General features: G+C 60.1%; 14 protein-coding genes and 1 tRNA gene. 2 read left to right on the forward strand and 13 right to left on the reverse strand.

The genetic code is table 11. The features are described from left to right. Window positions 1-2: 2 nt before the first annotated feature. Both copD and AC30D9_RS25310 read left to right on the forward strand, forming a co-directional pair. Window positions 3-914 (forward strand): copper homeostasis membrane protein CopD, encoded by a 912-nt coding sequence (gene copD, locus AC30D9_RS25305; RefSeq protein ID WP_490145096.1) that lies wholly within the window; start codon window positions 3-5, stop codon window positions 912-914. A gap of 102 nt (window positions 915-1,016) precedes the next feature. Then, window positions 1,017-2,204, forward strand: coding sequence for a cyanate transporter (locus AC30D9_RS25310; protein ID WP_490145097.1), 1,188 nt, complete (start codon window positions 1,017-1,019; stop codon window positions 2,202-2,204). A gap of 5 nt (window positions 2,205-2,209) precedes the next feature. Here AC30D9_RS25310 and AC30D9_RS25315 read toward each other — a convergent pair whose 3' ends face one another. The 13 genes from AC30D9_RS25315 to ruvA form a co-directional block, all read right to left on the reverse strand. Further along, window positions 2,210-2,893 (reverse strand): hypothetical protein, encoded by a 684-nt coding sequence (locus AC30D9_RS25315; RefSeq protein ID WP_490145098.1) that lies wholly within the window; start codon window positions 2,891-2,893, stop codon window positions 2,210-2,212. A 241-nt stretch (window positions 2,894-3,134) separates the two neighbouring features. After that, window positions 3,135-3,210, reverse strand: a tRNA-Lys gene (locus AC30D9_RS25320). Window positions 3,211-3,273: 63 nt separating this feature from the next. Further along, window positions 3,274-3,966 carry a 7-cyano-7-deazaguanine synthase QueC gene (queC, locus tag AC30D9_RS25325; RefSeq protein ID WP_134925563.1) on the reverse strand — a complete coding sequence of 231 codons (693 nt, stop codon included), beginning with the start codon at window positions 3,964-3,966 and terminating at the stop codon, window positions 3,274-3,276. 1 nt (window position 3,967) lies between these two features. Continuing rightward, window positions 3,968-4,615, reverse strand: coding sequence for a 7-carboxy-7-deazaguanine synthase QueE (gene queE, locus AC30D9_RS25330; protein ID WP_109753811.1), 648 nt, complete (start codon window positions 4,613-4,615; stop codon window positions 3,968-3,970). A 166-nt stretch (window positions 4,616-4,781) separates the two neighbouring features. Further along, entirely contained in the window at window positions 4,782-5,627 is an 846-nt protein-coding gene (gene ybgF, locus AC30D9_RS25335; RefSeq protein WP_134925564.1) for a tol-pal system protein YbgF, read from the reverse strand. Window positions 5,628-5,633: 6 nt separating this feature from the next. Then, on the reverse strand, window positions 5,634-6,131 hold the full coding sequence (pal, locus tag AC30D9_RS25340; protein ID WP_023381906.1) for a peptidoglycan-associated lipoprotein Pal: 498 nt from the start codon (window positions 6,129-6,131) through the stop codon (window positions 5,634-5,636). Window positions 6,132-6,183: 52 nt separating this feature from the next. Further along, window positions 6,184-7,485 (reverse strand): Tol-Pal system beta propeller repeat protein TolB, encoded by a 1,302-nt coding sequence (tolB, locus tag AC30D9_RS25345; protein ID WP_134925565.1) that lies wholly within the window; start codon window positions 7,483-7,485, stop codon window positions 6,184-6,186. Next, entirely contained in the window at window positions 7,482-8,561 is a 1,080-nt protein-coding gene (tolA, locus tag AC30D9_RS25350) for a cell envelope integrity protein TolA (RefSeq protein WP_134925566.1), read from the reverse strand. Before tolA ends, tolB begins: the two co-directional genes overlap by 4 nt. Further along, window positions 8,561-9,013, reverse strand: a complete 453-nt coding sequence (gene tolR / locus AC30D9_RS25355) for a protein TolR (RefSeq protein ID WP_161798348.1) — start codon at window positions 9,011-9,013, stop codon at window positions 8,561-8,563. The genes tolA and tolR overlap by 1 nt, the downstream gene beginning before the upstream one ends. Before the next feature lie 23 nt (window positions 9,014-9,036). Beyond that, the gene (gene tolQ / locus AC30D9_RS25360) at window positions 9,037-9,732 is read right to left on the reverse strand and encodes a protein TolQ (RefSeq protein WP_014339916.1); all 696 of its coding nucleotides are present in this window, start codon (window positions 9,730-9,732) and stop codon (window positions 9,037-9,039) included. Continuing rightward, entirely contained in the window at window positions 9,722-10,189 is a 468-nt protein-coding gene (ybgC, locus tag AC30D9_RS25365; RefSeq protein ID WP_003205037.1) for a tol-pal system-associated acyl-CoA thioesterase, read from the reverse strand. Before ybgC ends, tolQ begins: the two co-directional genes overlap by 11 nt. 127 nt (window positions 10,190-10,316) lie before the next feature. Then, window positions 10,317-11,378 carry a Holliday junction branch migration DNA helicase RuvB gene (gene ruvB / locus AC30D9_RS25370; RefSeq protein WP_109753807.1) on the reverse strand — a complete coding sequence of 354 codons (1,062 nt, stop codon included), beginning with the start codon at window positions 11,376-11,378 and terminating at the stop codon, window positions 10,317-10,319. Beyond that, window positions 11,379-11,987: a Holliday junction branch migration protein RuvA gene (gene ruvA / locus AC30D9_RS25375; RefSeq protein ID WP_053124616.1), complete on the reverse strand. Its 609-nt coding sequence runs from the start codon at window positions 11,985-11,987 to the stop codon at window positions 11,379-11,381. It abuts the gene before it with no gap. Window positions 11,988-12,013 lie beyond the last annotated feature (26 nt).

Here is a 12,013-nt window from a genome sequence, read left to right on the forward strand (position 1 = left end):
TGATGAGCGATTCGATCAACATTGTGCTGCGCTTTGCCCTGTACCTGGATTTGATGTTGCTGTTCGGCCTGGCCGCGTTCGGCCTTTATAGCCTGCGAGGCCAGGAGCGGGTGTCCGGCGCGCAGTTGCCTTTCGCGCCGCTGCTGGCGACCACGGCGGTGCTGGGTGGGTTGCTCTCCCTCGCCGCCATGGTGTGCATGACGTGGGGCATGAGCGGCGTTTCGGACTGGATCGAGCTGTGGCCGCACATTGAAATGATGGTATGGGAGACCGACGTCGGCTTGAGTTGGACCCTGCGTATGGTGGCGCTGCTGTTGGCCGGTTTCGCCGTGACGCTCAACAAACGCTGGCCGACCGCCAGCCTGGGCCTGGTCCTGCTGGGCGGAGCCGTGGCTTTGGCGACGCTGGCCTGGGCAGGGCACGGAGCCATGGATGAAGGCGCACGCCGCAGCTGGCACTTCATCACCGACTTCCTGCACCTATGGGCGGCGGGTGGCTGGGTCGGCGCCTTGGCCGCGTTCGCCCTGCTGCTTCGCCAGTCCGAGCCTCGCTTGGCGGTACTGGCCCGGACATTGACCGGGTTTGAAACCGCCGGGGCGGTGATCGTGGTGGTCATCAGCGTGACAGGGGTGATCAATTACCTGTTCATCGTCGGCCCAAATATCACGGGGTTACTCGACAGCACCTATGGTCAGTTGCTGGCGCTCAAACTCACCTTGTTCGCGGTCATGCTGGTGTTCGCCGCGCTGAACCGTTTTCACCTGAGCCCACTCCTGGAGAACGCCCGACAGACCGGTGAGCACCGAGTCGCGGTGAATGCCCTGCGGCGCAGCATGGTCCTGGAGTTCTCTGTGGCAGTGGTCATTCTCGGTTTGGTGGCGTGGCTGGGGACGCTGAGCCCGGAGATGGAATAACCGGGGCGGTATTTAATTTTTCAATACCACCAGCCAGTTTTCAGTTTGCCCGCCGCAAGACGCCCAGGCCTAAATGGGGCTTTGTCCAACCAAGGCCCTGTCATGGAAAACGTTCGAACTTCAAGCACCCACGCCGCCTGGCTGCTGGTCAGCATCGTGTTGGTGGCGCTGAACCTGCGGCCCTCGATGGCGGCAGTCGGACCGTTGCTGTCTGCCATTCGCGGCGAGGTCCCACTGAGTTTCAGCACCGCCTCGCTGCTGACCATGTTGCCCGTCATGGCGATGGGCCTGGCAATGTTCCTGGGCATGCGCATCGCCCTGCGCATCGGTGAACACCGCACCATCGTGCTGTCGCTATTGATCATTGGGCTCGCCACGGCGTCGCGCTTGTATCTGGACAGCGCCGCCGGACTGATTGCCAGTGCGATCGTGGCTGGGCTCGGGATCGCCTTGATCCAGGCCGTGATGCCGGCACTGATCAAGTCGCGCTTCGCCGACAATGTCTCGCTGCTCATGGGCTTGTACGTCACGTCCATCATGGGCGGCGCGGCGATTGCCGCTTCGTTTTCACCTTTTGTCCTGGCACAGACCGGTAGCTGGCGCCTCGGCCTGGCGATCTGGGCGTTGCTGGCACTGGTCGCCCTGGGCTGCTGGTACGTCCAGCGCTCGAGCATCACCTCCTTGCCCGAAGCAGCGTCCCGGCATCACGAAACGTTTTCCAGCAACGCGCGGGCCTGGCTGCTGGCGATTTTCTTTGGCCTGGGCACCGCCTCCTACACCTGCGTGCTGGCCTGGCTGGCACCGTACTACGTGGAGAAAGGCTGGAACGAACAGCACGCCGGCCTGCTGCTGGGATTGCTTACGGCCATGGAAGTGGTGTCCGGCCTGGTCGTTCCGGCAATAGCCAACCGCAGCCGGGATAAACGCCTGGTCCTGGGCGTCCTGCTGGCCCTGATCATCGCCGGCTTCTGCGGCCTGATCCTCAGCCCGGAACGCTTCAGCCTGCTCTGGCCCTGCCTGCTGGGGCTGGGTATCGGCGGCCTGTTCCCCATGAGCCTGATCGTGTCCCTCGACCACTTGGACAACCCACGCCGGGCCGGCGGTCTTACCGCGTTCGTGCAGGGTGTGGGCTATCTCATCGCCGGGCTCTCGCCTTTGATTGCCGGGATGATCCGCGATCAATTGGGCGGTTTCGAGTGGGCCTGGTGGTCGCTCACGGCGGTCATGGTGTTGATGATGGTGATGGTATTGCGGTTTGATCCAAAGGGTTATGGGCGACATATCCGCTAACGCTGCTACTTTGTCCCGGTAAAAAAACGACCGCTGAGCTCTCTCAAGGCCCGGGCTTTCTGCTCGGTATCGTTCGACAAGCGCAGTTGCAAGGGATCTTCGTCAACAACGGAAATCGCCGCCGTGTAGGACAGCAGGTAACTGGAAAGGCCACTCTTCCAGGCGAGGATGCCGATCGCCTTGGTCAGCTCGTTCAGGTTCAGCGGCAGCGCATCTTCAATGGTGAACAAACCGATACCGTAATTGGGGTCGAACAACACCAGCCTGTCCCCGCCTCGGATGATGTAGCCAATATGATTGGTCAGCCACTTGGAATTTTTCAGGTAGGACGCATAACCCAGCACTGGAAACCATCCCGATAAGCTCAGAAGAACTTTGCAGCCTCGTGCTTCATACTCGGGTTTATGCAGGTCACCGCAGACGTCGCGGGTTGTCTGGTATCGGCCCAGGACGGCTTGCAGCGTTTCAGCCGTGTTGAGGCTGGAATTGATCTTCAGCAACGCCGCCTTGGCTCTTACAAAAGCGACATGTTCGACCCAGTGCCCAAAATCGGGTTGGCCTTCCACGTCATAGGCACCCACGGCAGCGCCAACCATGGCGGTTACCCCGGCGCACCATCCGCCCTTGATATCAGCCTTGATATCCTTGACCTGATCGAAGGGAGCAAACTGGGTAATTCGCAGCTTCATGTCGAATCCTCCTTGATCGAACCTCTCGCGTTTTATAACGAGATGCGCGCTGCGCTTGAACAGGGAGCGGGCTTCAACAGTCTAGGAGCTGAGGCCATTTTTTCCAGGTTAATAGCGTGGCCGAAGGACTGCCATGACACCGGCCAGATTCGGGATTCGTCCGGCCACTTTCTCGCAGGCAAAAAAAAATCCGGAAATCCTCACTTTCGTGGGCCTTCCAGACTTTTAAAACTGCAAAAAATGGTGGGTCGTGTGGGATTCGAACCTACGACCAATTGGTTAAAAGCCAACTGCTCTACCAACTGAGCTAACGACCCGCTGTGTGGTGGCGCGTATAATACTGATTTCTAAGGACTATTCAACACTTAATTTGAAATAAATCAAAAATAACGAGTTGGATCGCTCACACCCGCGGCCGCGAAGCCTTCCGCACGCAGGCGACAGCTGTCGCACTTGCCGCAAGCACGACCCTGATCGTCGGCCTGATAGCAGGAAACAGTGAGCCCGTAGTCCACGCCAAGCTTCACACCGGCCTTGACGATGTCGGCCTTGCTGAGATTCTGCAGCGGCGCCTGGATGCGAAAGCCCTGCCCTTCTACGCCGGCCTTGGTCGCCAGGTTGGCCATGCGCTCGAAGGCTTCGACGAACTCCGGACGGCAATCCGGGTAACCGGAGTAATCCACGGCATTGACACCAATGAAAATGTCACGGGCACCCAGCACTTCGGCCCAGCCCAAAGCCAAGGACAGGAACACGGTGTTGCGTGCCGGCACATACGTCACCGGGATGCCTTCGCCAGGCGCCTCGGGCACGTCGATGGAACTGTCGGTCAAGGCCGAACCACCGATGCCGTTGAGGTTCAGGCCGATCACTTTGTGTTCCACCACACCCTGGTCCCGGGCAACTCGTTCAGCAGCGTGCAGTTCAGCGCGGTGGCGCTGGCCATAGTCGAAACTCATGGTGTAGCAGCGGTAACCCTCGGCACGGGCCATGGCCACGACAGTGGCCGAATCCAGGCCACCGGACAGCAGGATGACTGCACGTTTTTCGGCAGTGTTCGATTGTTCAGTCATATCAGCGCCCCGGCTCGTCGTTCCAAAGATATTTATGCAACTGCAATTGCAGGCGCACCGGCAGGTTATCCGCCACCACCCAGTCCGCCAGCTCCCGGGCGCTCAAATCGTGATGGCTCGGCGACAACAACACTTCGCCGGCCCGCTGGTCGAGTCCGTATTGGATAAGCTTGGACACGGCCCAGTCGTAATCTTCCCGCGAACAGATCACGAACTTGACCTGATCGTTAGGTGTCAGCAGTTCGATGTTCTCGTAGCGGTTACGGTGTGCTTCCTTGGAGCCTGGAGTCTTCAGGTCCACCACGCGACTGACGCGCGGGTCGACGGCCGAGATATCCAGGGCGCCGCTGGTTTCCAGCGAAACCTCGTAGCCGGCATCACACAACTGCTTGAGCAAAGGGATAGCGTTGGGTTGCGCCAATGGCTCGCCGCCCGTGACGCAGACATAACGCGGACGATAACTGGCCACTTGCTCCAGGATATCGTCGAGGGTTCGCAAGGTGCCGCCGCTGAAAGCGTAGGCACTGTCGCAGTATTGGCAACGCAACGGGCAACCGGTGAGGCGCACAAATACCGTGGGCAGCCCAGCCGTGCGCGTTTCACCCTGCAACGAGTAAAAAACTTCGGTGATTCTCAATGTGTCTTGCATAGTCGCCACGGGCGTAACAGCTAAACAGGCTGTCCGCCTCCGTCAGGCACTTCAAGGAACCCCGCCAACGCGCAGATCCCAAAAAGCGTGTTTCATAAAAAGGGCGTGAATTCTAACGAAAAAACCCGCGACAGGCGCGGGTTTCTTCAAAACAGGTCAAGCCAGCCTACATGCGTTGCAGATCGCGCTGGGCCAACTGGGCAGCCGATGTACCCGGATATTGGGCCACCACCTGCTGCAGAATGCCTTTTACCTTGTCGGTATGGCCCAGGCGGCGCTCTACGTCAGCCAGCTTGTATAGCGAATCCGGCACCTTGGCGTGCTTGGGATACAGCTGCGAAACCTTGGCGAATGCCTGGCCAGCGCCTTGCAGGTCGCCCTTGGCCAGGTTCACTTCGCCCAGCCAGTATTGGGCATTGCCCGCGTACTGGCTGTTTGGGTATTTGCGCAGGAAAGCGGCAAAGGCCTGGCTGGCCTTGTCGAAATCCTTGGCCTTGATCAGGTCGAAGGCAGCGTCGTAATAGAGCTTTTCCTTCGCCGGATCAGCCGGCTCGCCACCGGCGGCAGGTGCTGCCGGAGCAGCAGCCCCCGCACCAGCGCCAGCGGCTGCACCGGGGGCGTTCAAGTCGCCACCGGCAGAAGAATTCTCGGGGGTCGCGGCAGGTGCAGGTGCAACGCCGGTTCCTATGCGCCGATCAAGATCCTGGTATCGCTCCAGGTTTTCCTGCTTCATGCGCGAAATGTCATTTTGCAGTTCTTCGATCACACCCTGTTGGCGCGAGATCTGATCCTGCATTTGCTGCAGTTGGTTGAACAGCTGGCCCTGTGCCGAGACAGGGGTCGAAACCCCTCCCCCGGCATAGGCGCCGTTCGTACCGTAACCTGCAGGCGGATAACTGCTCCCGCTATTGTTATAGCCGGCATCGTTATCGACCACAGGAACCGCAGCCCACGCCGCAAGCGGCGCGAGGCTGAGAGCCAGAACAGTTACAGCACGACGGCACGTTCGCATGACGAATTACTTACGCAGTTCGACGCGACGGTTTTGAGCCCAGGACTGCTCGTCGTTGCCGGTAGCAACTGGACGCTCTTCGCCGTAGGAAACCAGTTCCAACTGAGCTGGGGAAACACCTTGCAGTACCAGGTAGCGTTGAACGGCTTTCGCACGACGCTCGCCCAGTGCCATGTTGTACTCACGAGTACCACGTTCGTCGGTGTTGCCTTCCAGAACAACGCGATTGCCGTTGGCTTTCAGGTCCTTGGCGTGAACGTCCAGAGCGCGCATGGCTTCTGGCTTCAGGTCCGAGCTGTCGTATTCGAAGTAGAAGGTGGTGATTGCGCGCAGAGCAGCTTCTTCGCTCAGGGAGCCGTCAACTGCACCAGTGTTAGCGCCGTAACCAGCGTTTGGATCAACAGCGCCTTCACCGGCATTGTCGCCGCCTTTGGACGAGCAACCTACAGCTACAGCCATGGCCAGAGCCAGCGCAGCAAATTTACCAAACTTCAGCATTTCCATCGTGAAACTCCTAATGAACCCCAGTGTGTTAAGTAAAACGTATAGCGCCGCGTCAGTTCAGGTAAGGGGACCAGGACGGTTCTCTGACTTCGCCTTGAGCGGTAGGAAGCGGGAGCCTCACGCGTCCATTGATGGACACGAGCATCAAGACTCCCCGGCCCTGCTGGCGGGTGGCGTAGATTACCATGGTGCCGTTGGGCGCAACAGTAGGTGACTCGTCCAGAGTGCTATCAGTGAGGATTTTTACGCTACCGCGCTGCAAATCCTGGGCCGCCACCTTGAAATTGGTGAAACCATCCTGGCGATGGATCATCACCAGGGTCTTTTCGTCCGCCGACAGTTTAGGGTTGGCGTTGTAGTTACCGACGAACGTCACGCGTTCGGCACCGCCGCCACCAGCACTGGTCTTGTAGATCTGTGGCTTGCCGCCACGGTCGGAGGTGAAGTAGATGGTCGAGCCATCCTTGCCCCAGAACGGTTCGGTGTTGATGCCCGGGCCGTTGGTGACGCGGGAGATCGAGCGCGAAGCCAGGTTCATCACATAGATGTCCGGGTTACCGTCCTTGGACAGCACGAACGCCAGGCGAGTACCGTCCGGCGACCAGGCTGGCGCACCGTTGAGACCTTCGAAGTTGGTGATCTGCTCACGACGACCGGTATCGATGTGCTGCATGAAGATGCGTGGACGCTTCTGCTCGAACGAGACATAGACGATACGCTTGCCATCGGGGGCGAAGCGCGGCGACAGGATCGGCTCGCGCGATTGCAGCAGGGTCACCGCACGGGCGCCGTCATAGTCGGAGCGCTGCAGGGTGTAGCGGGTGTTGTTCTCGGAGAAGCGCTCGGCCGTCACGTAGAGCATGCGGGTAGAGAATGCGCCCTTGATGCCGGTGAGCTTCTCGAACGATTGGTCGGAGATGTAGTGCGCCATGTCGCGCAACTGATCGACGCTGCCCGACACGCTGCCGGTCAGCACTTGCTGCTCGGTGGCGACGTTGAACAGGGCGTACTGCACCTGCAGGCGACCGCCGGCCGGAACGATGCTGCCGACCATGATGTACTGGGCGCCCAGGGCCTTCCAGTCACGGTAGATGACTTCGCTGGCCTGGGTCGGCAGGCTGATCATGTTCTGCTTCGGAATCGGCGCGTAGTAACCCGAGTTACGCAGGTCGTTGCCGATGATTTCCGCCATGTCGTCCGGCAGGACGCTACCGCCTTGCCAGCCGAACGGTACGACGGCGATCGGGGTCGCCCGGTCGCTGCCGCTGGTGACCAGGATGTTCTTTTCCTCTGCTACCGCTATCCCTGCCAGGCAGCAGATAACGACAAGCATTCCTCGAAGAAGGTTTCTCACAAGGCTAGATCCTCAGGTGTGAATGTCATCTTGAATGAACGATAGGGAGCGAAGTCGCTCGGTTTCATTCCTTGCATTTCCGTCAATCGCCCAATGTTCTTGACCGCTGCGACCGCCGAAGCGTCGAACGGACCGTCACCACTGGACTTGGCGACGCTGACCGAGGTAACCGTACCGTCGGGCAACATGCCGATTTGCAATACTACCGTCATGCCTTTGCGCGCCGAAGGTGGACGAGCCCAGCCTTCTGCCGCTCGTGCGCGAATCAAATCATCGAAACTGCCGGCGACTTCATCGCCCTGCTCATCGGCCAATGCCTGCTGGCGCTCCGGCGTGTCGGAAAGCAAATCTGCCAAGGCCTGGGCCTTTTTGTCTTCGGCGGATTTACGCGCTGCGTCCTGGGCCTTTTTCTTGGCGGCGTCGGCGGCGGCTTTCTTCTTCGCCTCTTCGGCGACTTTCTTTTTCGCCTCTTCGGCTTCAGCTTTCTTCTTGGCGTCTTCGGCCGCTTTTTTCTTCGCGTCCTCGACGATCTTTTTCTTCGCTTCTTCAGCGGCCGCTTTCTTGGCCTCTTCTTCAGCGGCTTTCTTGGCTTCTTCTTCGGCTTTCTTCTTGGCTATATCAGCCAATTGTTTCTCTTCTGCCTTTTTCGCCTCGGCGGCTTTCTTGGCGTCATCGGCTTTCTTGGCTTCGTCAGCCTTTTTCGCCTCTTCCGCTTTCTTCGCCTCATCGGCCTTCTTGGCTTCCTCGGCCTTTTGAGCCGCTTCCTCTTTCTTTTGTTCCGCTGCCTTTATCGCTTCCTGCTCGACCTTCTTCTGTTCCATCTGCTCGACTTCAGTCTGGCGCGCGGCGGACTTCTTCGCCTCGCCAGCAAGCTTCTGGTTCGTCTGGGTCGTAGCCTGGCTTTTCGATTTGAGCTGGTACAACGTCGCCTGCACGATGGGCTTGGCCGGCGGCAGCTCCGGGGTCATGGCAAAGCTGACGAACAGCATGCCAAACACCAGCACATGCAGGCCGATTGCCAGGACACTGGGCCAGAAGTAGCTTTCCGAGGCGGACGGCTCTCGCTGTTGCTGCATCAGGGCGCCTCAGTGATCAAGCCAACGTTACCGACCCCGGCTTTCTGCAAACCGCCCATGGCGCCCATCACCGCACCGTAGTCGACGGTCTTGTCGCCGCGAATGAAGACCTGGGTGCGCTTGCCGGCATCGTTGCCGACACGAATGATCTTGGTCACCGCGTCGGTCATCTGCGGCAAGGTCATGGCGCGGTCCTGCTGCTTCTCGGTATCGACTTCGCTGCCAAGGTTCCAGTAGTAGGTCTTGTCAGCCTTGATCGAAATGGTCAGTACCTGGGTGTTGTTGTCCTGCGGCAAGGCTTCGCTGGAAACCTTGGGCAGATCGACCTTCACGCCCTGATTGAGCATCGGCGCGGTCACCATGAAGATGACCAGCAGCACCAACATCACGTCGATGTAGGGCACCACGTTCATCTCGGCAACCGGCTTGCGCTTTTTTCGGGCTCGAGCGATTAAAGCCATTGGGAAATACCTGCTTATTCTTCGCTGGTGTGCACTTTGCGGTGCAGGATCGCCTGGAATTCATCGGCGAAGGTGTAGTAACGGCCGGTCAGCATTTCGCTGCGGGCAGCGAAGCGGTTGTAGGCGATAACGGCCGGAATGGCCGCGAACAGGCCGATGGCGGTGGCGATCAGTGCCTCGGCGATGCCCGGGGCCACGGTGGCCAGGGTCGCTTGCTGGGCAGAAGCCAGGCCACGGAAGGAGTTCATGATCCCCCACACGGTACCGAACAGACCGATGTACGGGCTGACCGAACCGACGGTGGCCAGGAACGACAGGCCCTGTTCGAGTTTTTCTTCCTCGCGGGAAATGGCTACGCGCATGGCACGGGCCACGCCTTCCATCACCGCTTCCGGGTCGACACCTGGCTGCTGGCGCAGGCGGGAGAACTCCTTGAAGCCGGCACGGAAGATCTGCTCGACGCCCGAATCCGGGTCGGGGTTGCTGCCGGCCTGGCGATAGAGCTTGGACAGGTCGATGCCGGACCAGAAGCGCTCCTCGAAGCTCTCCAGGGCACGGCGACCGGCGCGCAGCATGTTGCTGCGCTGAAAGATCATGATCCATGAGGTCACCGATGCGGCTACCAGGGTCAGCATTACCAGTTGCACCACGACGCTGGCATTGCTGACCAGGCTCCACATGGAGGAATGGTCGACGACGTTAGCTTCCACGCTTTATCTCCTGCTCTGAGTGTGTACCCGCGCCGCTCACGCCGGCAAAGGCCGCACGTAGAGCTTCGGGAATGGCCCGGGGTTTCAAACTATGGGTGCGCACACAGGCCACCAAAAACTGCCCTTCACAGAGCAGCACGTTATCCGTAGCCCGCCTGACCTGCTGCTTGAAGCGCAGGCTGACACGGTTCAATTCGATGACATCGGCACTTACCACCAGTTCGTCGTCCAGTCGCGCCGGCGCGTGGTAGCGCGCTTCGCTGGAATGCACGACGAATAACAGGTCCTCCCCTGCCAGCGCGGATTGGGCGAAACCCAGTTCCCGCAGCCGTTCGGTTCGAGCCCGTTCCATAAACTTGAGGTAATTGACGTAGTAGACGATGCCGCCAGCATCGGTGTCCTCGTAATAAACGCGACAGCGATGTGCGAACGACTCCAGCCCGTTTTGCGCGCGCATACTCTAGTGCTTACTCCTCAGGTTGCCAATCGGCCAGGCAACTGTTTTTTCATTCTCGAACGCATTGACGCTCCAGGCGTCGTCTGGGACAGCACGAACCGGAAAAAAGTCGGCGTACAGAGCTCGTTCAATCGTCCACGGCATCGAGGAATTCGTCTACCACCGGCATCTCGCCCATTCGTGTCGGGATGTTTAAGCCAAAATGCAGATAAGCATGACGGGTCACCACGCGCCCGCGAGGGGTACGCATGATGTAGCCCTGCTGGATCAGGTACGGTTCCAGCACATCCTCAATGGTGTGGCGCTCTTCGCTGATCGCCGCGGCCAGGCTGTCCACGCCCACCGGGCCACCGTCGAACTTCTCGATCATGGTCAGCAGCAGGCGTCGGTCCTGGTGATCGAAACCACGCTCGTCGATGTCCAGCAGGTTCAGTGCCAGGTCGGCAATCGGCTTGGTGATATGGCCCTTGGCCCGGACCTCGGCAAAATCCCGGACCCGACGCAGCAACCGGTTGGCGATCCGCGGCGTCCCCCGGGCGCGCCGGGCGATTTCATAAGCACCATCCGGGTCCAACGGCAGCCCGAGGATGCCCGCCGAGCGGCTGACAATCGTCGCCAGGTCGGCGTTGCTGTAGAACTCCAGGCGCTGGACGATACCGAAACGGTCGCGCAGCGGATTGGTCAGCATGCCGGCGCGGGTGGTGGCGCCCACCAGGGTGAAGGGTGGCAGGTCGAGCTTGATGGAGCGCGCGGCCGGCCCCTCGCCGATCATGATGTCGAGCTGGAAGTCTTCCATGGCCGGATACAGCACTTCCTCGACGATGGGCGACAGCCGGTGGATTTCGTCGATGAACAGCACGTCATGGGGTTCAAGATTGGTCAGCAGTGCCGCCAGGTCGCCCGGCCGTTCGAGGACCGGCCCGGACGTGCTCTTGATCGACACGCCCATTTCCTGGGCAATGATGTTGGCCAGGGTAGTCTTGCCCAGGCCCGGCGGGCCGAAGATCAAGGTGTGGTCCAGGGACTCGCTACGCCCCCGGGCCGCCTGGATGAACAGCTCCATCTGCTCGCGCACGGTCGGTTGACCGATGTAGTCGGCCAGGCTGACAGGACGAATCGCGCGGTCCTGGATTTCCTCGCGGTCACGGGGCGCGCCCGTGGCGGCGATCAGACGGTCAGCTTCAATCACTTAAATCATTCCCTTCAGGGCACGACGAATCATGTCTTCGGTGCTCAGGCCTTTTTCCTTGATGGCGGAAATCGCCTTGCTGGCTTCCTGCGGCTTGTAGCCCAGAGAGATCAGTGCGGTGACCGCATCGTTTTCGGCGCTGACCGCAGGCACAGGCGCGTCCGGCTGGTTCGGCACCAGGGCGAACATCGCCGGCACGGCCTCCCAGGCCTTGAAACGGTCCTTGAGTTCGACCAGCAGGCGCTCGGCGGTTTTCTTGCCCACACCCGGCACCTTGGTCAGGGCCGAGGTGTCCTGGGACTGCACGCACCGCACCAGCTCGTCGACTTCCAGGCTCGACATCAAGGCCAGGGCCAGTTTCGGGCCGACGCCGTTGAGACGGATCAGTTCGCGGAAGAAATCCCGCTCGCGCTTGCCGACGAAGCCATAGAGTAACTGCGCATCCTCGCGCACGACCAAATGGGTGTGCAGGGTCAGTGGCTCGCCGACCGACGGTAAGCGATACAGCGTGGTCATGGGCACTTCAAGCTCATAGCCCAGGCCGTTTACATCCAGAATCAGGTGCGGCGGCTGTTTCTCAGCCAGGGTGCCGCGCAAGCGTCCAATCACGTTTCAGATCCTTGGGTGTTGGCCAG

This window comes from Pseudomonas sp. DF11, assembly GCF_058148565.1.